23 protein-coding genes are annotated in these 22,797 nt (G+C 64.2%); 10 read left to right on the top strand and 13 right to left on the bottom strand.

The genetic code is table 11. The annotated features are described in order from the left end of the window. Nucleotides 1–136: 136 nt before the first annotated feature. Nucleotides 137–1,078, bottom strand: coding sequence for a cation transporter (locus GY725_24375; protein ID MCP4007332.1), 942 nt, complete (start codon nucleotides 1,076–1,078; stop codon nucleotides 137–139). A 106-nt stretch (nucleotides 1,079–1,184) separates the two neighbouring features. Here GY725_24375 and GY725_24370 point away from each other — a divergent pair, with 106 nt between their 5' ends. Then, nucleotides 1,185–1,862 (top strand): DUF1499 domain-containing protein, encoded by a 678-nt coding sequence (locus GY725_24370; protein ID MCP4007331.1) that lies wholly within the window; start codon nucleotides 1,185–1,187, stop codon nucleotides 1,860–1,862. 18 nt (nucleotides 1,863–1,880) lie between these two features. Here GY725_24370 and GY725_24365 read toward each other — a convergent pair whose 3' ends face one another. The 4 genes from GY725_24365 to GY725_24350 all read right to left on the bottom strand — a co-directional run bounded on the left by GY725_24365 (nucleotide 1,881) and on the right by GY725_24350 (nucleotide 5,791). Further along, nucleotides 1,881–2,624: a thioredoxin domain-containing protein gene (locus GY725_24365; protein ID MCP4007330.1), complete on the bottom strand. Its 744-nt coding sequence runs from the start codon at nucleotides 2,622–2,624 to the stop codon at nucleotides 1,881–1,883. Nucleotides 2,625–2,733: 109 nt separating this feature from the next. Then, nucleotides 2,734–4,272: a GldG family protein gene (locus GY725_24360; GenBank protein ID MCP4007329.1), complete on the bottom strand. Its 1,539-nt coding sequence runs from the start codon at nucleotides 4,270–4,272 to the stop codon at nucleotides 2,734–2,736. Beyond that, nucleotides 4,272–5,066: an ABC transporter permease gene (locus tag GY725_24355; protein ID MCP4007328.1), complete on the bottom strand. Its 795-nt coding sequence runs from the start codon at nucleotides 5,064–5,066 to the stop codon at nucleotides 4,272–4,274. The genes GY725_24360 and GY725_24355 overlap by 1 nt, the downstream gene beginning before the upstream one ends. Continuing rightward, the gene (locus GY725_24350; protein ID MCP4007327.1) at nucleotides 5,063–5,791 is read right to left on the bottom strand and encodes an ABC transporter ATP-binding protein; all 729 of its coding nucleotides are present in this window, start codon (nucleotides 5,789–5,791) and stop codon (nucleotides 5,063–5,065) included. The genes GY725_24355 and GY725_24350 overlap by 4 nt, the downstream gene beginning before the upstream one ends. 123 nt (nucleotides 5,792–5,914) lie before the next feature. On the opposite strand from GY725_24350, the gene GY725_24345 reads away from it, so the two are divergent. Beyond that, nucleotides 5,915–7,036, top strand: a complete 1,122-nt coding sequence (locus tag GY725_24345; GenBank protein ID MCP4007326.1) for an acyl-CoA/acyl-ACP dehydrogenase — start codon at nucleotides 5,915–5,917, stop codon at nucleotides 7,034–7,036. A gap of 16 nt (nucleotides 7,037–7,052) precedes the next feature. Next, nucleotides 7,053–8,120 (top strand): Gfo/Idh/MocA family oxidoreductase, encoded by a 1,068-nt coding sequence (locus GY725_24340; GenBank protein ID MCP4007325.1) that lies wholly within the window; start codon nucleotides 7,053–7,055, stop codon nucleotides 8,118–8,120. A gap of 1 nt (nucleotide 8,121) precedes the next feature. Here the strand turns inward: GY725_24340 and GY725_24335 are convergent, their stop codons facing one another. From GY725_24335 to GY725_24320, 4 genes are all read right to left on the bottom strand, one after another. Then, complete coding sequence (locus GY725_24335) at nucleotides 8,122–8,937, bottom strand: shikimate dehydrogenase (GenBank protein MCP4007324.1); 816 nt, start codon at nucleotides 8,935–8,937, stop codon at nucleotides 8,122–8,124. Then, nucleotides 8,934–10,139 carry a hypothetical protein gene (locus tag GY725_24330; protein ID MCP4007323.1) on the bottom strand — a complete coding sequence of 402 codons (1,206 nt, stop codon included), beginning with the start codon at nucleotides 10,137–10,139 and terminating at the stop codon, nucleotides 8,934–8,936. The genes GY725_24335 and GY725_24330 overlap by 4 nt, the downstream gene beginning before the upstream one ends. 100 nt (nucleotides 10,140–10,239) lie before the next feature. Then, complete coding sequence (locus GY725_24325; protein ID MCP4007322.1) at nucleotides 10,240–11,019, bottom strand: uracil-DNA glycosylase; 780 nt, start codon at nucleotides 11,017–11,019, stop codon at nucleotides 10,240–10,242. After that, nucleotides 11,016–12,950, bottom strand: a complete 1,935-nt coding sequence (locus GY725_24320) for a redoxin domain-containing protein (GenBank protein ID MCP4007321.1) — start codon at nucleotides 12,948–12,950, stop codon at nucleotides 11,016–11,018. The genes GY725_24325 and GY725_24320 overlap by 4 nt, the downstream gene beginning before the upstream one ends. A 154-nt stretch (nucleotides 12,951–13,104) precedes the next feature. On the opposite strand from GY725_24320, the gene GY725_24315 reads away from it, so the two are divergent. Together GY725_24315 and GY725_24310 are read left to right on the top strand one after the other, a co-directional pair. After that, nucleotides 13,105–13,974 carry an XdhC family protein gene (locus tag GY725_24315; protein ID MCP4007320.1) on the top strand — a complete coding sequence of 290 codons (870 nt, stop codon included), beginning with the start codon at nucleotides 13,105–13,107 and terminating at the stop codon, nucleotides 13,972–13,974. Between the two features lie 5 nt (nucleotides 13,975–13,979). Further along, on the top strand, nucleotides 13,980–14,435 hold the full coding sequence (locus GY725_24310) for an SUF system NifU family Fe-S cluster assembly protein (protein ID MCP4007319.1): 456 nt from the start codon (nucleotides 13,980–13,982) through the stop codon (nucleotides 14,433–14,435). Here the strand turns inward: GY725_24310 and GY725_24305 are convergent. The 4 genes from GY725_24305 to GY725_24290 form a co-directional block, all read right to left on the bottom strand. After that, entirely contained in the window at nucleotides 14,408–15,565 is a 1,158-nt protein-coding gene (locus GY725_24305; protein MCP4007318.1) for a thiolase family protein, read from the bottom strand. The two genes, GY725_24310 and GY725_24305, sit on opposite strands and share 28 nt — an antisense overlap. 6 nt (nucleotides 15,566–15,571) lie before the next feature. Continuing rightward, nucleotides 15,572–16,003 carry a Zn-ribbon domain-containing OB-fold protein gene (locus GY725_24300; protein MCP4007317.1) on the bottom strand — a complete coding sequence of 144 codons (432 nt, stop codon included), beginning with the start codon at nucleotides 16,001–16,003 and terminating at the stop codon, nucleotides 15,572–15,574. Nucleotides 16,004–16,233: 230 nt separating this feature from the next. Next, nucleotides 16,234–16,731, bottom strand: a complete 498-nt coding sequence (locus tag GY725_24295) for a DnaJ domain-containing protein (GenBank protein ID MCP4007316.1) — start codon at nucleotides 16,729–16,731, stop codon at nucleotides 16,234–16,236. Between the two features lie 26 nt (nucleotides 16,732–16,757). Beyond that, nucleotides 16,758–18,791: an Hsp70 family protein gene (locus GY725_24290; GenBank protein ID MCP4007315.1), complete on the bottom strand. Its 2,034-nt coding sequence runs from the start codon at nucleotides 18,789–18,791 to the stop codon at nucleotides 16,758–16,760. Nucleotides 18,792–19,110: 319 nt separating this feature from the next. On the opposite strand from GY725_24290, the gene GY725_24285 reads away from it, so the two are divergent. From GY725_24285 to GY725_24265, 5 genes are read left to right on the top strand one after another with little or no spacing between them, the layout of a single operon-like run. Further along, nucleotides 19,111–19,866, top strand: a complete 756-nt coding sequence (locus GY725_24285; GenBank protein ID MCP4007314.1) for a YebC/PmpR family DNA-binding transcriptional regulator — start codon at nucleotides 19,111–19,113, stop codon at nucleotides 19,864–19,866. A gap of 27 nt (nucleotides 19,867–19,893) precedes the next feature. Beyond that, a complete protein-coding gene (gene ruvC / locus GY725_24280) occupies nucleotides 19,894–20,406 on the top strand; it encodes a crossover junction endodeoxyribonuclease RuvC (protein MCP4007313.1) in 513 nt (170 codons plus the stop codon). Continuing rightward, the gene (ruvA, locus tag GY725_24275; GenBank protein MCP4007312.1) at nucleotides 20,403–20,993 is read left to right on the top strand and encodes a Holliday junction branch migration protein RuvA; all 591 of its coding nucleotides are present in this window, start codon (nucleotides 20,403–20,405) and stop codon (nucleotides 20,991–20,993) included. The genes ruvC and ruvA overlap by 4 nt, the downstream gene beginning before the upstream one ends. After that, on the top strand, nucleotides 20,977–22,017 hold the full coding sequence (gene ruvB / locus GY725_24270) for a Holliday junction branch migration DNA helicase RuvB (GenBank protein MCP4007311.1): 1,041 nt from the start codon (nucleotides 20,977–20,979) through the stop codon (nucleotides 22,015–22,017). The genes ruvA and ruvB overlap by 17 nt, the downstream gene beginning before the upstream one ends. 23 nt (nucleotides 22,018–22,040) lie before the next feature. Next, nucleotides 22,041–22,778: a sulfite exporter TauE/SafE family protein gene (locus tag GY725_24265; GenBank protein ID MCP4007310.1), complete on the top strand. Its 738-nt coding sequence runs from the start codon at nucleotides 22,041–22,043 to the stop codon at nucleotides 22,776–22,778. The last annotated feature ends 19 nt before the right edge of the window (nucleotides 22,779–22,797 follow it).

Here is a 22,797-nt window from a genome sequence, read left to right as displayed (position 1 = left end):
GCTGCGAAGCGCGATGCATCCGCCTGCGCTGCGTCGCGCGACCCTCTGCAGATCTACGGATCTGCGATCGGATCACGCTGCTTGCTCAGGCGGCGACTCCCGCTTCTCGCTCGATTCCTCCCTGTGCAGAGATTCCCTAGCGGTCCGGTGGGCGCTCGATATTGATCAGGCCAGGGCCCTGCTCCGTCTGGATCGTCGTGTGATGGATCCGGTACTCCTGGTGGAGCAGTTGGTGGACCACCCGCCGGACACTTTCGGCGTCGGCTCCCGCCTCCAGATCGATGTGGGCGCTCATCGAAAGGAATCCCGAGGTCACCGTCCAGATGTGCAGATCGTGGATCGACTGGACCCCCTGGATTTCCCCGACCCGTGCGGCGATCTCGTTCAGATCCAGGTGTCCGGGGGCGCCTTCGAGCAGGATGTGCGCGGACTCGCGCACCAGGCGAATCGCCGAGTAGACCAGCAGTCCGGCGATCAAGAGCCCGACCAGGGCGTCGGCCATCGCGAAGTCCCAGAAGTAGATGCAGGCCGCGGCGAAGATCGCGGCGATCGAACCCAACAGGTCGCCCAGGACGTGCAGGAAGGCGCCGCGCACGTTCAGGTTGTCGTGCGCGCCGTGCGACAGGATGGCCGCCGAGATTGCGTTCGCGATCAGACCCACGACCGCTACGCCGAACATCAGCGGCGCATCGATTTCGGGCTTGGCCGAAGTCGTCAGGCGTTCGATCGATTCGAGTGCGATTCCGACGCTGACGCCGCCGAGCAACATGCCGTTGAACAGCGCTGCCAGGATCTCCAGGCGGCCGTAGCCAAAGCTCTTGCTGGCCGTGTGCGGCTTCTGGCTCAAGCGCGCCGCGAATAGCGCCACGCCCAGGGCGCCCGCGTCGGTCAGCATATGGCCCGCGTCGGCCAGAAGGGCGACCGAGCCCGAGAGCCAGGCGCCGATCGCCTCGAATACCAGGATCGTGGTCGTCAGCGTGAAGGCGATGCGCAGGCGTCGCTCACTGCCCGAGTCCGCGGGCGGATGAACATGCCCGTGGGCTTCGTGGCCGTGCGCGTGATCGTGCGTCAAGGCCATAAGGTCCACTCTACCCGGGTGTCACACAAGCCCGCCTCTCCGGTTTACAATCAACGGTGAAAGAGGTGTGTGCATGTCCGGTCCGTGGCTTCTGCCTAGTATCGCAGTGATTTTCCTTGTCCTGGTGGGCCCGGTGGGGTCCGTTCTGGGCATCCTGGGTCCCGGCCTGGGATTCGGCCTGTTTCTCAGCGCTGTCGCTCTCTCCGCGGTGAGCGTCATTGGCCTGTCGGGGGCGGCCGCCTTCGCCAGCGCGACGGATCGACCCTGGCGCAAGCAGGCTTTGCGAGCCTCGCTGGTGCCTTTCCTGATCGTGTTGCCGGTCGTGCTGTTCAGCCAGACGGGCGCGGGTCCCGCGATCAACGATGTCTCGACGGATCTGGAGGATCGTCCCCAGATTCTGCCGGACGTGGGAGCGGCGCCTGGATCCTCCGCTAAACCGCCCGAGGTGCTCGAGCTCTTTGCCAACCAACAGCGCGAGAGCTACCCGGACATCCGGCCCCTGATCCTGCAATCTCCGCCCACAGAGGCCTTCCCGCGCGCCCTGGCGGTCGCACGGGAGATGCCGTCCTGGAAGGTCGTCGGCCACAACGAAGCCGCTGGTCGCATCGAGGCCATCGCGACTTCATCGGTCTTTCGCTTCGTAGACGATATCGTCGTGCGTGTGCGCCCGGACGGATCTGGCACGCGCGTCGACCTCCGCTCGCGTTCCCGTATGGGTCGCAGCGATTTCGGCGCGAATGCGGCACGGATCCTGGACTATCTCTCGGCACTCCAGTCGCGCTGAGGTCGGCCCGGAGCGCGATCAGCCGCCGCTGGCCTTGAGCGCTTCCTCGATCATTGCGGACATGGCTTCCGGTGAACGGGCACGCACCTTCTTGCCGCCGATGTACAGACTCGGGGTACCGCGCACGTCGTTCGATTGGCCTTCCGAGAAATCCGAGCTGACCTTCTTCTCGTAGGCCGCCTTGTTCTTGGCCAGATCCGCCTTGAAACGCTCGACATCGAGACCCGCCTTCTGCGCGTACTCCTCGAACTTCGAGGAATCCAGCGAGCGGTGGTTTTCGAACAGCACGTCGTGCATCTCCCAGAACTTGCCCTGCTCGGCAGCGGCCATGGAGGCCACGGCAGCGGGGCGAGCCGATCTGTGGAAGCTGAGCGGGAAATGCTTGAACACGAGCTTGACCTTGCCCTGATTCTTCTCGAGCACTTCTTTCAACACCGGGCGCACGCGATCGCAGAACGGGCACTGGAAGTCGGAGTACTCGACCAGCTCGATGGGCGCATCGGGATTGCCCAGGACCGGAGATCCGGCTGTGTTGATCTTGTGGACCTTGTTGAAATCCTCGGGCGGTGGACCCGGTCGCTTGGCCGGTGCGGCCGCGAGGCGCTTCTGGCCCGCTTCGAGTGCGGTCAACTTGGCGAGGATCTCGTCCTGCTTGGCGCTGATGGCGTCAACGTCGGCCTTTGAAGCGCTTCCCGGAGGCTGACAGCCGAGGCTGCCGACCAGAACAAGTAAAGCGAAACCAACCACCGCTAGGTGTCTCATGCGATCCTCCGTTGGGGGGCCTTTCCCGCGGCCCATCTTGATGCCCCGTCGATTGCTCGTGAACTGTATTTGCCGGATCGGGGAATTTCCAGCCAGTTCCTGATCGGACTCAGCTGCGTTGTCTATACCAGGCACGAATGCCCAAGAGCAACAATAGCTCCGGCAGTGCGAATGCCATGAAGTAGAAGTAGGCGACTGTCTGCTGAAGTGTCAGTGGATCCTGGTCGGGCGTCCAGAATTTCGGACGGATTGCGATCCGACTGTCGTTTTCGGCGAGCCACCAGAAAGAGTTCATGAAAAGGTCTTTTCCGTATAGCGACGAGAGCAGGCGATTCGACGCGAAGTCGCGATCGCCGATGACCACGATGCGCGCTTCGCGATCGCCCCGTGGATAGCTTCCGGCGGCAGCGATCGGGATCTCCAGGTCCTGGAGTTCTTCTGCGTCCGCCCGGATCGGTCGCCCGGCGAGCGCGCCTTCGACGTCGCGCTCGACCCAGGCGTGGCGGCTGGAGTACGCCAGATTTTCGAGGCGGTCCTTCGGCTGGGGCTTGCGCTGGCGGCGGATCGGCCGGGCTCCGGGATTCAGGACCATCGTGCGATTGCTCATTTTGCGCGTGACCGGATGATCGGCCGAGAACCTGTGTGTGATCAGCGAGATGGCTTTTGAATCCCGAAGCAACGGGCTGGTCGCACGGTCCGCCACGATGCCGTCTCCGATGCCGAACCCCCAGCGTTCCAGCAGTTCGATCAGATTTGTCTGCGTACCCGGCTCGAGCAGGACGAGGAGCCGACCGCCGTTTTCGAGGTAGCGCTCGATCGAAGCGATTTCCGGCTCGAGAAAGCCCCGCTCCGGGGCGGCGATGATCAGGACATCGGCATCGTCTGGCACGTCTTTTTGTGACGGCCCGATACTCGCGCGAGCCTCTACGCCCTCATTGCGCAGCAGTTCTGCAACCCCGGAGAAACCGTTGCCGGCCTGGCTGGCCAGATCGATCTCGCCGTGACCGATCACGAAATAGCCGCGCAACGGGCGCGACTGGCCGCGGGACAGCCGCGCGATCGAATTCGTGATGTTCTCTTCGGACGGATATCCGATGGGGTCGCAACGCGCTTGGGCGCAGGCCACGACTGTGGTGTTGTAGCTCCCGAAGACTTCGGCCGCGTGACGCGGTGCATCTTCGTATCTGACGTCGTGAACCGAGAGGTGCGAGCAATCGGCCTCATAGGCTTTCACGAGCAGGCGCACGTCTCGGGCGACCAGGCTGTCCTCGAAGAAGTACAGGTCGAGGTTCGTCGTCGGCCCGGCTTCCTCGAGTTCCGCGCAGATCTGGTGGCTCTGATCGGAGAGCGAGTAGTTTTGAGCCACGGTCAGATCGATTCGCGCACCCCAGTCGCGTCCCAGGTAGTTGATTCCCACGACGACCGCGAGCACGCTCACCCCGATGCCCGACCAGCGCCAGACGATCCTCTTCGAGAGTGCCCCCGAAAACCCGCTGATCTTGCGACTGTTCGCGATCGCGGCGGCGGCGAGCAGCACTGGACCCACGATCAGATTGGCGATTGAAAAAGGGGAGAGCTGGTCGGTCGCGTAGTACGCGCCCAGGCCTGCGAGGATCATCACGAGTCCGACTCCGTGCAATGCGCGCACTAGCGGGCCCTCGAGAGATCGATCGATGCCATCGATACGGTGATGCCCAAAGCCACGATGCCGCCGAAATACAGACCGTGACGCAACTCGATCACGCCGCGCGGAAACGAATCGTAGTGGGCCAGCAGGGAGATCTCGCGCAGAAAGCGGGCCACGCCTTCACTCACGGAGTTCGAGAGCCAGTTGAAGTCGAGGATCACGAAGGGGATCGCGTAGGCGAGCACCGCCGCCACGATCTGGCTCCGGGTGAGCGACGAGCAGGCGAGCCCGATCGCGGCGACCGCACAGCCATAGGCGAACTGCCCGATGTAGAGCGAAGCCAGATGCCCCACGCCAAGTCCCGATTTGGCGACCACCACGGCCGGGTAGATGGCGCTGACCGCAAGCAGGAGCAAGACGAACCCGTAGGTGGTCAGGTGCTTGGAGAACGCCAGTTCCCAGGTGCGCAAGGGAGTCGTCAGCAGGAGTTCGTCGGTGCCGTTGGTCCGTTCCTCGGCGAATACGCGCATGGTGACCAGTGGCAGCACCGCGAGCAGGAAGAGTCCGAAGTCATTGGACGCGGGTATGAACAGCTCGTTCAAAGCGTTGATCTGGCTTGGAACCGTGCCCGCGTCGAAGCCACTGCCTCCGACTACTTCGGACTGGTAAACGAACAGAAGCTGGTTGTAGGCGACCATATGCTGGAAGAAGTAGACGCCGGTGAGCGATACGTACGCCGTCAAGACGACGTACGCGATGGGCGATGAGAACAGCGCGCGCAGTTCCTTGCGCATCAGCGTCCAGAGACGTCTCATTTTTCCGCGGCCCCCGGTTCGATGGTCGACAGGAAAAGTTCTTCGAGGCCGCCGACCTGGCTGATCTCCGCTGCCGAACTCACTTTTACCAGTTGGCCGCGATCGAGCAGGGCGACCCGGTCGCAGCAGAACTCCGCTTCGCGAAGCTGGTGGGTGCAAAGCAGAACCGTGTGGCGCCCGCGGAACGACAGGATGATGTCTCGCAATTCGATCTGTTGCGCGGGATCGAGCCCGACCGTCGGCTCGTCGACCACGATCAGTTCGGGATCGTGGAGCATCGCCTGGGCGAGGGAGACACGCTGCCTGAAGCCCTTGGAAAGCACGCCGATTCGACGTCGGTATACCGGCTGGAGTTCAAAGCGTTCGACGCTCTTGTCGACTGCCTTGTTTAGCTCGACGCCTGATATTCCGCGGAGTTCTCCGATCATGCGCAAGAAGGACTTTACGGTGTGATCGGTGTACAGGCGAGGCTGTTCGCAGGCGTATCCGATGCGCTTCTGGACTTCGAAGCGCTGCTTGACGATCGACAGACCGTCCACGAAGACATCCCCCGAAGTCGGTAGCCAGAAACCCGTGAGAACGCGCAGGAACGTGGTCTTGCCCGCGCCGTTGGGCCCGATCAGCCCGAAGACCTCTCCCGGGGCGATCTCCAGGTTGAAGTCCGACAGGGCGACCAGATCGCCGAACCGCTTCACGACGTTTCTTGCTTCGACCTTGGCGCTCATTGAGGTATCGAGGATTCCTGTTCTAGCACGCCCCTGCGCAGACCGTGGGGTTGCAAGGAGTAGTGGAGCGCGACCTCTCCGGTTACGCACGCCGCGAGTCAGCCGGATGGTAGGGTACTCCGCATGAATTTCGCCTTTTCCGAGGAGCAGGAGTTCCTGCGCTCGACGGCCCGGGAGTTCCTGGAGCGAGAATGCCCGCTATCGCGGGTCCGCGAGTTCCTGGACGACCCGAGCGGCCGGGGCGGGGCCCACTGGCCGCAGGTGGTGGAACTCGGCTGGCCCGGCCTGTTGATCCCGGAGGCCCTCGGCGGTGCCGGACTCGGATTCGTCGAACTCGCAATCATCCAGGAAGAACTGGGCCGCGCGCTCGCGCCCACGCCCCTGTTCGCGCACCTGCAGGGAACCCTGGCGCTCCTGTACGCCGCCGATGAATCTCTCAAGAGTGAATTCCTGCCGGAGGTCGCGCGGGCGGCTCGGGTACTCGCGCTGGCCATCGAGGAGGAAGCGGGTGTGGAGCGAGCGGAGCAGATCGCGACGCGCGCCCACGCCAGCGGCAATGCGCATGCACTGCACGGCGTGAAGCGCTTCGTTTCGGAAGCTCAGGCCGCAACTCACCTGATCGTCGCGGCCCGCACCGACCGAGCCGATCCTGCGCACATCTCGTGGTTCCTGGTCGAGCGAGATGCGCCGGGCGTCTCGCTCCGGCCCCAGGATTCGATCGACCGAACACGGCGCATGGCCGAAATCGAGTTCGAAGGTGCGCCTGCGCGGCTTCTGGGTGAGGAGAACCGGGGCTGGGAAACCTGGGAGTACGTTCGCGATCGCGCGCTCGTGGCGCTTGCTGCGGACGCACTCGGAGGTGCCCGTCGCTGTCTGGAATCAGCCGTCGAGTACGCAAAGGAACGCGAGCAGTTCGGAAGACCCATCGGCGTCAACCAGGCCGTGCAGCACCGCTGTGCCGATATGGCGGTGGCGGTGGAATCCGCTGCGGCCCTCACCTACTACGCAGCCTGGGCGGTGGACTGTGGCGCGCCAGAGGCGCCCCTTGCGGCCGCGATGGCCAAGGCGCAGGCGGGCGATGCGTATCGGCAGAACTCCGCGGATGCGCTCCAGTTGCACGGAGGTGTGGGTTTTACCTGGGAGTACGACTGCCACCTGTACTACAAGCGCGCCCGCTCGATCGAACACACGTACGGCGATGCCGCGCAGCAGCGCAGGCGCGTAGCGGACTTGCTGGACCTGTGAAGCGGGGGCTTGCGGGTTGAGCGAGTGGGGGATCGCTCTGATCGGTGCCGGCTGGATTTCCCGCCAGTACGCCGAGGCCTTGCGCGGCATCGACGGTGCGCGTCTGATCGCGGTGGCGTCGCGTACCCCGGAGAGCGCCCGTTCGCTCGCCGATGAGTTTGACGCTTCGCTCGTCGCCACCTTCGACGACCTCGCCCCGATCTTCGAGAATCCCGAGATCGACGTGGTCTGCGTGAATTCGCCCAATCACCTGCACGCATCCCACGCGATCGCCGCGTCACAGGCCGGCAAGCACGTGATCGTCGAAAAACCCCTGTGCAACACGTTCGAGGAAGCGGACCGCATGGCGGCGGCAGCCCGCCAGTCGGGGTGCGGGGTGGGCTATGCCGAAAATCTCGTGTTTGCGCCCTTGTTCCGGCACGCGAAGCAGTTGCTGGAAGAAGGGGCGATCGGTCGCGTGCTGTGGTCGCGCCAGGTCGAGAAGCACGGCGGTCCGTATTCTCCCTGGTTCTGGCGCGCTCACGAAGCGGGCGGCGGCGCGCTGGCCGATATGGGCTGCCACGGGATCGAGTGCCTGCGCTGGCTCCTGGGCAAGCCACCTGTGCGGCGCGTACACGCGCACCTTTCGCGTCTGCTGCACCGGGAGCGCACGGCCCTGGATGACGATGCACTCGTGAGGCTCGACTTTGACGACGGTAGCTATGCCGTATCGGAGAGTTCCTGGGCGGTGATATCCGGCATGCAGAGCACACTGGAAGTCCACGGTACCGGTGGCAGCCTGTACGCCGATCTTCTCGGCACCGCAGGCCTGGAAAGCCCCGGCCTGCGTCTGTTCCAGCCCGACTCTGGTTGGTCAGAGGTGACGAAGAACGGAGTGGGGGACTGCGGTTACGTCGCAGAGCTCGATCATTTCCTCAATTGCTTCCGAGACGGGGTCGAGCCGGAAGAGTCCCTGGCGGACGGGCGCGCGGTGCTCGAGATCTTGTTCGGGGCCTACGCGTCCGCCGGACGCGGAAGCGCAGTGGAATTGCCCTTCGATCCGGGATCGATCCTGCGGCCGGTCGAACTCTGGACCCGCGGCTGAGTCAGGCTTTCAGTACGTCGAGAGCCGCCGCTCGCAGGTTTTCCGCATCGGGAGCGCGCCCGCACCAGAGTCGCACCTGCTCGACCGCCTGGTGTATCAGCATGTCGAGTCCGTCCTGAACGCGACAGCCGACGGACGCCGCTTCGCGCAGAAGTCTCGTTTCGAGCGGGCGATAAACCGTGTCGAAAACCGTGGAGTCCGGGCGCAAGACCTCGCGAGCCGCGGGCGTCGAGTCGAGGTCCGGCGACATGCCCAGCGGGGTGGTGTTCACCAGCAGATCGAACGGGTCTTCGAGGGTGCCGACTTCGGCTCCGAGTTCGCGTGCGACGCGCTCGGCGCGCTCAGCGCTGCGGTTCACCACGGTCACGTGCATTTCGAGCGAGCGCAGTGCGAAGACGACTGCCCGAGCTGCGCCGCCCGCCCCCAGGACCGTCGCGCGCTTGTCCTTCCAGTCGGCGAGAGGTTCCAGCGTCTTGCGCACGCCGATCCAGTCGGTGTTGTCGGCGACGATCTCGTCTCCCACGCGCGTCAGTGTGTTGGCAGCCCCGATTCGGCGCGCCTCCTCGGAGGCGCGATCGGCCAGTTCCAGCACGGTCTCCTTGTGCGGGATCGAGACGGAAAGCTGGCGCAGACCGAGAGCGCGCATACCCGCAAGGGCATCGCGCACGGAGTCCGGCGGCACGTCGAATGCGTGGTAGTGGGCGCTCAATCCCAGCTCGCGGTAGGCGGCCGCGTGCAGAACGGGCGAAAGGGTATGTGCCGCCGGGTGAAGGATGATCCCGCACAATACCGGCAGGTCTGTGGGCGCGGACGTCACTCGCTGCCTCCTGGCTGGGAGGGTAGCAATTGCATCGCCGCATCCGCCTCGTCGACCAGCCGATCTCCGAACTTCGGTCCGTGAAACGACAGGCAGGCTTCGTAACCCCCGCGGGCGTAGCTCTCGGAATCCACGCTATAGCCGATCCAGTCGCCGGTATGCGCGAGCACGAACGGGTGCAGGCCCCTCGGCGCTCGCCCGCGGATGGCGGCACCGAGTGCGTGGACCGGTTCGGCGGGAAGGCCCACGAGCAATGCGTCGCCGATGCGCAGGAGGCGAATCGCAACGCGTCGGGACAGGAACGAGTCCACGCTCGAAGATACGGTCGGGCCGAGCCACCAGAGCGGGCAGAAGCGGCGCAGTCGGATCTCGGGCAGGTCGAACCAGAGGGTCACCGTCGAGAGTGCCGTCGAGTCCCCGGGTTGCAGCGCCGCGACCCCGGCGTGGACGGCCTCGCCGAGGCGCGATCCGATCTCGCGCATCTGTCGTTCCTGTTCGGCGAGATCCCTCGGCCAGGGTTCGCCGGACAAGCTCACGGGTTCCTGATCACCGAGCGGTCCGGCGACGAAAACCGAGCGCCAGCCGAGTTCGGCCAGACGGGCGCGAGCCGCTCCGGGGTAGTCGGCCGAATAGCGCTGGTTGGCGGGGGAGAGCACCGTCGGATGGGCTCCGTACGCGAAGAGCGCGATCGGATCTCGATCTTCGAAGTCGATGCGCAGCAGGGGCAGGGCGGTCTCGTTTCCGCCCGCCTCGAATCGGCGGTTGCGCGCCAGATCGAGTCTGGCCACGCCGCTCGCGACACGAGCGCGTCCCAGGTCCGCGAGTCCGCGCTCCAGCGCGCGTACGCCGGCGGTCACCAGCTTTTCCCCAGCTTCTGGATCGTGGCTTCCCGCCGTCACGAGTTGCGCGAGGAAGCCGGGCATATTCCCGCCCGGTCCGGAGTGGGTGTGTGTAGCGGTCACTAGTAGCGTGTCGATTCCGCGCGCGGAGGCTTCGCGTTCCAGCGCCTGGCGCAGTGCGGGTCGGACGATCACCAGATCGAACGCGACCAGCGCTCCCACGGCGCGCTCGCGGTCCGCGACAATCAGCGCGCGCACCTCGGGTGCGTCGATTACGCCCTCGGCGAGGCGATCTCGCAAACCGCCGTAACCGGCCAGGGGCGCTTCAAGTGGAGTGGGCAAAAGGGCGACGCCGAGTCCCACTCGAATTTCTCCGGGCGCGGTGGCTTCGAGCGTCCCGGTTTCCGCGCGAGCGTCCGCAGAGAGGAGCGCGCAGAGCAGGGCGGCTTTGCAGGCGATCGAGCTAAGAAGGACGCGTTTCGTCCACAAGAGCCCGCACCGCCTGCAGATCGTCCCAGACGGCCTGCCGGTTCTTCTGTGTGTAGCTGCGCAGGACATAGGCGGGGTGGAAAGTCGGCATCAGGCGAATTCCGTTCCACTCCTGCCAGATGCCGCGCTCGCGCGTGATCGGGACCTCGCGTCCCAGCAGGGTCGAGATGGCGGGTTTGCCCAGAGTGATGAGCGCGACCGGTCGGATCGCGAGGATCTGTTTTTCCAGGAAGGCCTGGCAGGCCTCGATCTCATCGCGCTCGGGATTGCGGTTCTTGGGCGGCCGGCATTTCACGATATTGCAGATGTAGATCTCTTCGCGTTTCCAGCCGACGGACTCGATCATCTTGGTGAGCAGTTCACCCGAGCGACCGACGAACGGCCGGCCCGAGCGATCTTCCTCGTCCCCAGGGCCTTCGCCCACGAACACGACGGGGGCTTCCGGACTGCCTTCACCGAACACGATCGTCTTGCGCGTATCGCACAGCTTGCAACGCGTACACTCGCCGAGTTCCTGACGCACGGCCGCGAGTCGCGAAGCGGCTTCTTCTCCCAGTTCGGAATGCGGTCCCGAATCCGCGAGGGCGGCGACGCGCGGCACGAATGAGCTGGGTTCCTGTTTTGCGGGCTGCGCAGGAGGCGATTCGCTGGCCGGTTGCTTCGCTCCGGCCGCGACGAAGTCCACTCCCTCGGCCCCCAGTTCCTCGAGCGACTCGCGGATCTGGCGCAAAATCTTTGTGCGTTCCTCGCTCACTTCGACGCCGTCTTGTCACGGAACCCGTGTCGGATGCGATCGATCTTGTCGTCCAGTTCGAATTCGAAGCGCGGATCGTTGGCGTCGTCGTGGCAGGAACCGCAGATCTGCATGATCACGCAACTGTCGCACTTATCGGTCAGCCCCAGGATGCTGCCGGTCTTCACGGAGCCTTCCTGGACGTGCTGGCCGCCGGGGCCGTGACAACTCTCGCAGCCCACCTCGGCCTGCGCGTCTCCGCCCGTGGGCCAACCGCCGGTTTCGCCGAAGCCGGTGGTGTGGCACTTCTGGCAGTCGGCGTTCGCGTGTTCCGATTTGCCGCGCAGCGTGTCGAAAGCGCGCGCGTGCCCCGACTTGCTCCAGATCTCATGTTCGCTGGCATGACACTCCTGGCAGGAAGCCGAGCCCACGAACTCGCCCTTGTCGAAGAGCGCCCGTGTGCGCTGATCGCGGCGTGTGATCAGTTTCTGGCGCTCTTCGAGCGACAGGCTGGCGAACTGCAGATTCTCTTCATGCGATACCAGTGGCAGGCGTTCGGCGAAAATGAATCGCAGGGAGTGTTCTTGCGTGTGGCAGCCTTCGCAGACTTCCTGAAAGTCATCCTTGATGAAATCGGGTGACTGGTGCGGTCCGCCCCGACCGTGACAGTTCTCGCACTGCACACCCCGCAGGTGATCGGGGCGTTTCTCGAGCGAGTAGCCGCCCTTCTTGTCCCAGCCCACGGTGTGGCAGGGCAGGCACTCGGGATTTCGATCTTCCGCGTGTTCGGCCAGGGTCTCGAACGCGTAGGCGTGGTTGGTGAGCGACCAGGTTTCGTGCTGAGAGGAGTGGCAGGCGAGGCAGGTATCCGCACCGCTGTAGCCCGTCCGGTCCAAGAGAATCGGGTTGTCGATCCCCAGCGCTCCGCGCACTTCCATCATGATCTGAGCCTGCTGGCGAGGCTGCGAACCGGTGCGCCGGCCTACGATGCGGCCTTCGCGATTGATGACCAGTGTGTCGGGGACCGAGTGCCGATGTGCGTAGTCCTTCTGCACTTTGTCGCCCGGATCCGTGTACAGCGCATACTCGATGCCGAACTCCTTGGCCATGTCTTCGATCACGTATTTCTTGGGGCTGATGCTGATCGGAACCAGAACCAGATCCTCGTGGTCGACCCGCTTGAGCAGCGTCTTCAGGAACTTCAGCATTTCGTGGCAGTGCGGGCAGGTCGGCAAGAAGAAGGTCAAGACCACGACCTTGTTTTTCAGGTCGGCCGAACTCAGCATCTCGCCGTCCATTCTGCGGACCTGGAACGCGGGGGCCTGAGGAAGAACTCCGAGGGTGGGCGCCACCGAATCACCCCGCTGCGGCAGGAAGAGTGCCTCGCGGATCTGGTTGTCGTAGTACTCGACGATGCGCGGATCCGTTTCCTGCATGCCGGTGAATCCGCCCACGATGTAGCCCTCGGGGTCGACGATCAGCAACGAGGAATTTCCCGGCTGAAGACCCAGCTTGCGCGACACGTTCGCGCCCACGTCCACGATGATCGGGAATTCGAAACCGTGCGACTTCGCGAAGAGGCGCGCCATCATCGGGTCGGAGTCTCGCGTAACCCCCAGAAGTGTGACGTTTGCAGCGATCGCCTCTTCGGACAGGCCGGCGAGCAGTTTGGCCACCCGATCCGCGTCCCGGTCGGCCGAGCCGAAGACGTACACGAGAGCGCGCCGGTTCCGCAGGAGGTCCGTGCTCGCGTGGCCGGGAGCGTCGATGCGAGGTCCTTCGAAGCGGGGCAGGAGCGGTTCGGTGCGGGTTTGAGCCGCGGCGATCGATGGTCCGATCCCGGCGAAGCTTCCCCAGGTCAAGACGATTGCGAGTCCCGCCACCAGGGCCGTAAAACCGGGCAGGCCGAACTTCCGCCCCTGGGTCTGCTGATCGTCGTACTGACTGGGCATGGATTCCTCGGGGTGGGGCAGGGACCGGCGGATGGTAGGGACGCCTCTCCACGCGTGTCAATCGGTCGGCGCTCTTGTCCCACCTGGCCGCTCTCACCCGCAGTTTGGCAGGACCCCGGCCGCTGCGTAGACTGCCTACCAGGAGGGCCAAGCCATGGCGGCGCCGTCGGTTCGTGAGTTTCTCGACGTGCTCCACACCCGTTTGGGTGCGGGGGAGCGGATTGCGGTGGCCAGTGTGATCTCGGTCGACGGCAGCGCGTCGGCGCAACCGGGTTCCAAGGCGATCATCGACGCTCGCGGTGCGAGGATCTTCGGCTGGGTCGGGGGTGGCTGCGCGGAGACCGAAGTGCGCGACGCGGCCCTCCAGGTCCTGACAGATGAACGTCCTCGCGTGATCCGCATCGATCTCAACGACGAAGTCCTGGGCGTGGGTATGCCCTGCGGCGGGTTCATGGAGGTCTTCATCGAGCCGATGATTCCGCCTCCGAATCTCGTGGTCCTGGGCCACGGCCGAATCGCAGAGTTGGTGGCCAGCCTGGGCAGCGAACTGGGTTTCTTCGTCTGCGTCAACGATCCGCTGGCGAACGAAACCGAGTTTCCGAGGGCGGACGAGCGCGTCGTCGAAGATCTCGAGTACGCCAAGCTGGAGTGCGACGGAGCCTACGTCGTGATCGCTACGCAGCACAGGAGCGACTACGAGGCGCTGCGACGCGTGTTGCGGCAACAGCCCTCGTATGTGGGTCTGGTCGCGAGTCGCAAACGAAGCGCGCTGCTGTTCGAGCGCTTGCGGGAAGACGGGTTCGCGAACGAAGTACTGCGCAGGGTTTCGGCCCCCGCTGGCCTGGACCTGGGCGCAGCGACGCCCGAGGAGATCGCGCTGTCGATCGTTGCCGAGCTGTCTCAAAAGCGCCGAGGCGGACGCTCGAGCGGCCGACCCCTGGTTGAGGTGAAGGGTGCAGCCATCGCTCCCGAACCCGTCCAGGCAAACGAGGAGACGGCCACTTCCGGGAGGCGTTCCCGCTGAGTTCCATGTCTGAGCGCGACGCGGTCGAAGCCCTGTATCGCGAGGTGGTGCTCGATCACTACCGACACCCGCGCAATTGCGAGGCACTCGCGTCGCCTTCCGCCAGTTTCCTGGTGCTCAATCCGACCTGTGGAGATCAGGTGCGAGTCGACGTGCGACTGGACGGCGAGCGGATCGAAGAGGTGAGCGCGCGCACGCGTGGCTGCAGCATTGCGGTGGCGGCCGGTAGCGTGATGACCGAGATGGTTCGGGGTCTTGGGGCCGACGAGGTCGACAAACTGGCCGGCGCCCTGACCCGTCTGGTGACGGGCGAGAGCGCCGGCGAAGACCTGGATCCGCGACTGCGCGCTTTCGCGCGCGTCGCGGATCTACCTTCTCGTCGGCGCTGCGCTCAGCTTCCCTGGGAAGCTCTCGCGCAGGCGCTCGAAGAAAGTCAGGAAGAGGGCGCTTCGAGGATGTGAATCGCGCAGGCCGACCCCAGACCGATCACGTGTGTGAGACCGAGTCGGGCGTTCGGGACCTGGCGCTTCTCCGCCTCACCCCTCAGGTGTGTCGAGACTTCGTAGATATTGGCGATGCCAGTCGCGCCCAGTGGATGCCCCTTCGAGAGCAGGCCGCCTGAAGCGTTCACCGGGATGCGTCCGCCGAGTGCCACATGGCCTTCGTCGATCATGCGACCGGCTTCTCCGTCCTTGCAGATTCCCAGGTTCTCGTAGTGCAGGATTTCGGCGGTGGCGAAGCAATCGTGGAGCTCGATCAGGTTCAGCTCGTCCGCGCCAACCCCGGCCATCTCGTAGGCCTGTGCTGCCGCGTCCCGCGTGCAGGTATTCACATCGGGCATGGTGAGGTCGCGCTGGGTCCAGCGATCGCTGGTCAGGACCGAAGCTCGGACCTTGACCGCGCGCTTCATTCCCAGCTCCCGGGCCTTCTTCTCGGAGCAGATCACTGCCGCAGCGGCGCCATCGACGTTGACCGAGCACATGAGCTTGGTGTTCGGGTAGGAGATCATCTCCGCGCCCATCACATCCTCGAGCGGCGTCTCGATCTGGTAACGCGCCTTTGGATTCATCGTGGAGTGGTGATGGTTCTTCACCGAAACCTTCGCGAACTGCTCGAAGGTCGTACCGTACTTGCGGGAGTGCTCCATTCCGGCTTCGGCGAATACCGCGGGCATGGTTCCCGAGCCCAGAAGGCCTTCGGTCGGAATGCCTTTTCCGCCTCCGCCACCGCCCAGAAGACCGGCGCCAGCCATCTGCTCGACGCCGACGCAGAGCACCATGTCGTAGAGGCCGGCCTTGATCGCGGTCCAGCCTTCTCTGAACGCGGTGGCCCCGGTGGCGCACGCGTTCGCGCAGTTCACGACCGCGATGCCCGTCTGCCCGATCTCCTGCAGTAGCCGCTGGCCGACCATGGCACTGGCCTGCATCAGGTTGCCGCAATAGAGCGCCTGGCAGTCGTTGATGGTTACGCCGGCATCATCGAGCGCGAGCAGAGCTGCTTCCGCGCCGAGGTCCGGAACGCTGCGCTCCGGAAACTTGCCGAACTTGATCATGTCAATGCCGAGGACGTAGACGTCGTTGCCCATTTTCATTCCCCCTTAGGCGTTTGCCGGCTTGAAGTAATAGGTCAGGTATTCATTGCCCTCGCGGTCCTTGCGGGGCGCGATCTCGTAGATCAACTCGACGGGCATTCCCATCTTGATCTTCTCGGGGTCCGGCTCGATGTCGATCAGGTTGCCCTTCACCGTGCCACCGCCGTCGAGGTCGACGACCGCCGAAACATAGGGCGTCTCGATGCCCGGAAACGATCGGTAGGTGATCGAGAATACGTACAGCTCACCGCGATTCGACAGTTTCTTCACTGCAAGCTGATCTCGTGCCCCGCAACTCGAGCAGACCGAGCGCGAGCCCAGGAAAACCGCCTTGCACTTTTTGCATTCCGAGCCTTCGAGATAGGGATCGCCGCTATCGGGGATCTTCAGGAAGGGGACGATCGGGAGCGGCTTCGAGGCCGCAGCTTCCTCACTCATGACTTCCTCTCATGGATCGCAACCGTCGACGAGCCGACACAACCGGTGCAGGCCGCCGCCAGATGCTGCCCTGCGGGGTTGATGCCGCAGTCAATCTCGAGACGATTCTGCCCCGACCGGCCCCCCGTGGTCAATTCAGCGCACGCACGAAGTCGCGTGCGCTCCGGGGTATTCCCGCACGAAGTCGCGTGCGCTCCGGGGTATTCCCGCACGAAGTCCGGCCCCGGGGCCTACTTCTTCATGCGCTCCTGGAGCAGGCCGAGGCGCTTCTTGAAGGCCTCGTTCTTGGGCTCGAACGTGAGCGCCATCTTGAGGTTCAACTGGGCCTTGGCGAGGTCGCCCCGGCGCTCGTCCTCATCGCAAAGCGCCGAAAAGCGCCGGCCTTTCGCAGTCAGGCCGCGGTGTTCGCCCGCCCTGGTCTTCGCGTCCTCTGCGGATTCCGCGGTGAAACGGGTCCCGCCGCGTTCGAGCGTGCGATCGTAGGCCGCGCGCTGTCCGCGGTCGCGCAGCACCATGTAGGCCTCGGTGATGCGTCGCGAAATCAGATCCACGGCGTTTCGGACCTCTTCTCCTTCCGACAGATAGTCGTCCGGATGGAAGCGGCGTCGCGCCGTTCGATAGGCCGGCTTGATCTCGCTGAGCTGGGAATCTGCGCCGACTTTGAGTAGTCGGTAGTAGTCGATGCGATCGAGCATCCGCACCAGCGCTTTGATCTCGGCGATGTTCATCGTGGCGCTTGGGTCAACTAGCCGGATCAGCCGTCCTCGGGGTCCCCGAGGAGTTCTGCGTCCATCAGGTCGTCGGCTTCGAACAACTCACTGAGTTGTTCTTCGACCTGATCGTCGGAGATCTGGGAAGCGTCGAACCCGTCCTCTGCCGGCAGGCTTCCGCCGAGGTCGATCGGCTCGGCCCCCGGGTTCAGCGGCTGACTGGTCTCGAGTTCCATCACGTCATCGCTTCCGAGCATCGGCACGTCTTCGGGTTCGGTCAGGTCTTCGTTCGGGAGGCTTCCCGAGAGGTCGATGACGCTTTGTTGTGTGCCCTGCATTTCTTCGGGAGGGGCTTCGGAAAGTTCGCCCACCGCACCGAAGAGTTCGCCGTCGGCCGCGTCGTGGGTCGCACTGGTTTCGACCTCAGGAAGAGCCAGGAATTCCTCTTCGTCGGCGGATTGGGGAGGCGGTAGGGGTAGCAGGGTTTCGTCATCCGCGATGGCTTCCGGAACGCCGGCCGCCATGGAGCTGTTCCGCTCCATGATCTGCTGCAGTTCCTCATCCGAGAGACCGCTCGACATCGAGACCGTCGTCGAAGCCTCGACTCCGGTCTTTGGATCGCGTGCCGACACCTTGACGATGCCCTCGGTATCGATCGCAAACTGAACTTCGATCTGCACCTGGCCGCGCGGACCCGGTGTGAAGCCCGAGAACTCGAATTCGCCGAGCAGGGTATTGGCTTCGATCTCGCGCTCCTCGCCCTGGAAGATCCTTACGGCGATCGCTTCCTGGTGATCCTGTACCGTGGTGAAGACCCGGGTGTGGTCGATGGGAACCGGGCTGTTGCGCTCGATGATCGGCTCGGTCACTCCTCCGACAATCCCGAGTCGCAGCGTGAGCGGTGTGACGTCGAGCAGGTAGGTCTCGCTTGAATTCGACACCAGGGACTCTGCGTGGATGGCCGCTCCGACGGCCACGACCTCATCGGGATTGACGTCGACTTCGGGTTCTCTCTGAAAGTACTGGGAGACCGATTTGCGAATGATCGGCAAGCGCGTCGAGCCACCGACCATGATCACTCCATCGAGGTCGCGCGTCGTGAGACTCGCCTGCTGGAGCGCCTCGTCGCAGACCTTGAATGTGCGGTGAATCAGGTCCTGGCAGAGTTTTTCGAATTCCCTGCGGGTGAGCGTGTACTCCAGACCAATCGTTTCGCCTGCGACCTGGGCCAGTTCGGGAATGCTGATCTGCGTCGAATCGGCCTCGGACAGCGCGATCTTTCCGCTCTCGGCTGCGACCTTGAGCTTCTCGAAAGCCATCGGATCGGTTCGCACATTGACGCCGTGGTTCTGTTTGACCTCGTCCGCCAGCACATCGATCAAGCGATCGTCGAAGTCGTCGCCGCCCAGATAGGTATCGCCGCAGGTCGAAAGAACCTCATAGACATCGTCTTCGATCTCGAGGACCGATACGTCGAAGGTTCCGCCACCGAGGTCGTAGACCAGAACCTTCTGTTTCAGATTCTTGCCGTAGCCATAGGCCAGCGCGGCCGCCGTCGGCTCGTTCAGAATTCGCAGGATTTCGAGATTGGCGATCCTGCCCGCGTCCTTGGTGGCCTGGCGCTGGTTGTCGTTGAAATAGGCCGGCACGGTAATGACCGCGCCGGTGATTGCCTTGCCGAGTCTCTTCTCGGCCACCCTCTTCATCTCGCTGAGGACATGGGCCGAGAATTCGGGAATGCTGCGTTCCTCGCCGCAAATGCGAACCCGGACCGAGTGGTTTTCGCCTTCGACGATTTCATAGCGACAGATCGCCTTGGCCTTGCGCACTTCCTCGCTGAAGCTGTAACGCCCGATCAGGCGCTTGGCCGACGAAACGGTGTTTTTCGGATCCAGAATGACCTGCGCCTTGGCCTGGTTGCCGACGTTGACCGAGCCGTCTTCTTTGAAGGCGACCACGGACGCAGTCGTGTGCTCGTCAAACTCATTGGCGAGAACCACCGGGTTCCCGTCGATGATGCTCGCCACGCACGAGTTGCTGGTGCCCAGGTCTATTCCAATGACGGTTTCGTTGCCCAAACGCGACTCCGCGACGAGGTTCTGTCCTCGCCAGTAGCATCGGCAGCAGATCACGACGGGTTTAAGTCTCCAGCGCCAGTTCGGGCCCGAATCCGCGTCTTTTCTTTGGAGTTTGGCTTCTGACTTGCTCAGCGGGCGACACCACCGCCCGAGGCCCCGCGGAGGAGAGTGGCATTTTCGACGGACTGCTAAGCTACCCTCAGATTTGGGTTCCGGAGACCGCTCTGAGAGTGTCCTCCCCGGGGCTTTTTCCAGGAGGCCAGGGCGGGACCTGCTCTCCCGAGTCTTTCACCGTCTTTCTGCGAGGTTCAGAGTCGATATGTCCGGTCACTCCAAATGGTCCACGATCAAGCGAAAAAAGGGGGTTGCTGACGCCAAGCGCGGCAAGGTCTTCACCCAGTTGATTCGCGAGATCAGCATCGCGGCAAAACTCGGCGGGGGCGATCCCGACTCGAACCCGCGCTTGCGGCTTTCGGTGGACAAAGCCCGGGGCCTGAACATGCCCAAGGACAACATCGAACGCGCGATCAAGAAAGGTACGGGCGAACTGGAAGGCGGTACCCTCGAGGAGATCCGCTACGAAGGCTATGGCCCGGCCGGGGTCGCGGTGATCGTCGACACGCTGACGGATAATCGCAATCGCACGGTCAGCGAGGTGCGTCACGCCTTCAGCAAGTACGGCGGCAATCTGGGGTCCAGCGGTTGCGTGGCCTTCCTCTTCGATCGCCTGGGTATCCTGGAATTCGATCGCGAGGGTCTGGACGCAGAAGCCCTGGTCGAAGCCGCGATCGAGGCCGACGCCAAGGACGTGCTGGAAGAAGATGAAACGGTGACCGTCCAGAGCGCGCCCGAGGATTTTCACACCGTAAAAGAGGCTCTCGACAAGGCCGGTTTCAAGCCGGCCAGCGCCGAGATCGAGATGCTGCCGCAGACCTCGGTCAGCCTCTCGGGCAAGGAATCCGAGTCGATGCTGAAGCTGTACGAGCTACTCGATGAACACGAAGACGTGAAACAGGTTTACTCCAACTTCGACATTCCCGAAGATGTCCTGCTCGAGGCGATGAAAGCCAGCTGACGGAGACCGCACGTCCAAGGGGGGACTTTGCGCATCTTGGGGATTGATCCCGGCTCTCGGGCGATGGGTTACGGCGTCGTGCAACGCGAGGGATCGAAGCTGCGCAGGATCGGCAGCGGAGTGATCCGGCCGCGCGGCGGCAGTATGCCTGAGCGCCTGGCCGAGTTGTACGAGAAGCTCTCGGCCGTGATCGCGGAGCACAGCCCGGAAACCGCAGCCCTCGAATCCGTCTTTCTCGCTCGCAATCCGCGTTCGGCACTTCTGCTCGGGCAAGCTCGGGGTGTCGCCCTGGCGGCCTGCGGAGCCGCGGGCCTCGATACCGCGGAGTACGCGCCCACGGAAGTGAAGATGGCGGTGGCCGGTTACGGTCGCGCAGAAAAGTCCCAGGTTCAGGGGATGATCGTGCGCCTGCTGGCACTGGACCGCGTTCCGGGAAGTGATGAAGCCGACGCGTTGGCGGTGGCGATCTGTCACGGCGCGCGCCGCGGAACGGCTCGTGCGGCGGCGCGAGCCCTCGAGCAAGGGAGATTGGAACGATGATCACTCGCCTGGAGGGGGTTCTGGCCGAGAAAACACTCGAGGAAGTCGTGATCGACGTGAACGGCGTCGGATACGAGGTGCGGGTTCCCCTGTCGACGTTCTTCGAGTTACCCGATCCGGGCAAGCTGGTGCGCCTGCGCATCCACACGCACGTGCGCGAAGATGCCTTCCAGCTCTTCGGGTTCCTGAGCGATTCGGAACGCGGGGTATTTCGACTGCTGCTCGGGATCAGCGGAGTGGGGCCTCGGCTCGCGCTCGGGATCCTCGGGGGCCTGCCCGTCGATCAGCTCTTGCGCGCGATCCGCGGCGCTGAGCTGGCCACTCTGGTCGCGATTCCCGGCGTCGGGAAAAAGACCGCCGAGCGGATTATCGTCGACCTGCGCGATTCGCTCGGCAAGCTGGAGGAGCCACCTGTTCGGGACGACGCTCCTCCCGACGCTCAGCAGGCGTGTCTCTCCGCGCTGCTGAATCTGGGCTACGCTCGTAACCAGGCGGAGCGGGCGGTGCGCGCGGCGCTCGAGACGCTTCCCGAAGCTCCGCCGCTCGAAGTCCTGATCAAGGAGGCTCTGCGTGTCGCAGCGGGATGAAGTTCTCGAACCCGAACCCGATGACCTGGAACACGGTGTCGAGGAGCAGCTTCGTCCCGCCAGCCTCGAGGAGTTCGTAGGTCAGGAACGCCTGGTCTCGAACCTGCGCGTGTTCATCCAGGCGGCGCGAGATCGCCGCCAGTCCCTGGACCATACGCTCTTCTACGGCCCACCCGGCCTGGGCAAGACCGCTCTCGCCCACGTGATTGCTCGCGAGATGGATGCGCCGCTGCGGGTGACGGCGGGGCCTGTGATCGAACGGGCCGGTGACCTGGCTGCCATCCTGACCAATCTGGAACCGGGTGGTGTGCTGTTCATCGACGAGATCCATCGACTCCACCCGGCGATCGAGGAGATCCTGTATCCCGCGATGGAGGACTACAAACTCGATCTGATCATCGGGCAGGGACCTTCCGCGCAGACGGTCAAGATCGATCTGCCGCACTTCACTCTGATCGGTGCGACCACGCGCGCGGGTCTGTTGACGTCGCCGCTGCGCGACCGCTTCGGCGTGATTTCGCGGCTGGCGTATTACCCTCCCGCGGATCTCGTGCGTATCATCGAACGCAGCGCGCGCATTCTCGACGTGCCCACCGCTCCCGAAGGTGCCCTCGAGATTGCGAGCCGTTCGCGCGGTACGCCGCGTCTGTCGAACCGCTTGCTGCGGCGCGTGCGCGACTATGCGGAAGTCGAGGGCGAGGGAAAGATCACGCTCGCGATCGCGCGCCATGCGCTCGATCAACTCGAGGTGGATGAAGCGGGCTTCGATCGCATGGATCGCGAGCTGCTCCTGGCGCTGATCGAGAAGTACGCGGGTGGTCCGGTCGGTATCGACACACTGGCTGCGGCGATCGGCGAGGACAAAGGCACGATCGAAGATATCTACGAGCCGTTTCTGATCCAGGAGGGATTCCTCGACCGCACGCCGCGCGGGCGTGTGGCGACGGTGCGGGCGTTCGAGCACTTCGGCATATCCCCGGGCACGCCCGGAAATCCCGCCACGCGCCAGGGCCGGCTGCTCTGAGCCTGCCCCCGATCGAGCACGTCGTGCTGTTGATCGCAGGCGGGCTGGTCGCGGGATTCATCAACACGCTGGCGGGAGGAGGCTCTTTTCTCACCGTGCCGCTGCTGGTGATGGTCGGTCTGCCACCGACGGTGGCCAACGCTACCAACCGACTCGCCGTGTTCGTGCAAAGCGTCTCGGCGGTCGCCGGCTTTCGTCAGGAAGGTGTGCGCGAAATGGGAACCGCCGTGCGCGTACTACCGGCGGCTCTGCTCGGTTCCTGGATCGGCGCGTACGTCGCATCCCACGTACCCGATCGCGAGTTCGGTCGGGCGTTTGGCCTGATCATGCTCGCGGCCCTGCCGATCATTCTCTGGAATCCCAAACCCAGGGAGTCGGGCCCGACTTCAGGGGCCGGTTTGCCATTCTGGCTGCGCCAACTGCTGTACTTCGGGATCGGGTTGTACGGCGGTGCAATCCAGGCGGGGATCGGCATTCCACTGTTGCTGGCGCTGGCCGCCGCCGGGGGTCTCGACCTGGTGCGCGCCAATAGCGTCAAGGTCGTGCTGGTCGCGGCTCTCACGGCGATTGCACTCGTGCAGTTCGCTTGGGCCGATAAAGTGCGCTGGGTTTACGGTGCAGTGCTCGCGGTCGGTTCGGGACTCGGTGGGTACGCTGGGTCTCGGTTTGGCGCACGTGTCGGTGAACGTCTCATCCGTCCGGTCTTGACGCTCGCGGTGATCGGCCTCGCCTTCCGGCTTTTGCTGGCCCCTGGAAACTGACAGCGCGAGACGATCTCAA

It is taken from the genome of bacterium (genome assembly GCA_024226335.1).
Lineage (GTDB): Bacteria > Myxococcota_A > UBA9160 > SZUA-336 > SZUA-336 > JAAELY01.
This window is presented reverse-complemented; position numbering and strand designations above follow the sequence as displayed.

What these genes read in the sequence shown, in the direction of transcription:
- GY725_24365 (MCP4007330.1), bottom strand. Translation starts at nt 2,624, where the DNA reads ATGAGACACCTAGCGGTGGTTGGTTTCGCTTTACTTGTTCTGGTCGGC.
- GY725_24345 (MCP4007326.1), top strand. Translation starts at nt 5,915, where the DNA reads ATGAATTTCGCCTTTTCCGAGGAGCAGGAGTTCCTGCGCTCGACGGCC.
- GY725_24305 (MCP4007318.1), bottom strand. Translation starts at nt 15,565, where the DNA reads ATGAAAATGGGCAACGACGTCTACGTCCTCGGCATTGACATGATCAAG.
- GY725_24355 (MCP4007328.1), bottom strand. Translation starts at nt 5,066, where the DNA reads ATGAGACGTCTCTGGACGCTGATGCGCAAGGAACTGCGCGCGCTGTTC.
- GY725_24310 (MCP4007319.1), top strand. Translation starts at nt 13,980, where the DNA reads ATGTCTGAGCGCGACGCGGTCGAAGCCCTGTATCGCGAGGTGGTGCTC.
- GY725_24285 (MCP4007314.1), top strand. Translation starts at nt 19,111, where the DNA reads ATGTCCGGTCACTCCAAATGGTCCACGATCAAGCGAAAAAAGGGGGTT.
- GY725_24375 (MCP4007332.1), bottom strand. Translation starts at nt 1,078, where the DNA reads ATGGCCTTGACGCACGATCACGCGCACGGCCACGAAGCCCACGGGCAT.
- GY725_24315 (MCP4007320.1), top strand. Translation starts at nt 13,105, where the DNA reads ATGGCGGCGCCGTCGGTTCGTGAGTTTCTCGACGTGCTCCACACCCGT.
- ruvA (MCP4007312.1), top strand. Translation starts at nt 20,403, where the DNA reads ATGATCACTCGCCTGGAGGGGGTTCTGGCCGAGAAAACACTCGAGGAA.
- GY725_24295 (MCP4007316.1), bottom strand. Translation starts at nt 16,731, where the DNA reads ATGAACATCGCCGAGATCAAAGCGCTGGTGCGGATGCTCGATCGCATC.
- GY725_24300 (MCP4007317.1), bottom strand. Translation starts at nt 16,003, where the DNA reads ATGAGTGAGGAAGCTGCGGCCTCGAAGCCGCTCCCGATCGTCCCCTTC.
- GY725_24350 (MCP4007327.1), bottom strand. Translation starts at nt 5,791, where the DNA reads ATGAGCGCCAAGGTCGAAGCAAGAAACGTCGTGAAGCGGTTCGGCGAT.
- GY725_24320 (MCP4007321.1), bottom strand. Translation starts at nt 12,950, where the DNA reads ATGCCCAGTCAGTACGACGATCAGCAGACCCAGGGGCGGAAGTTCGGC.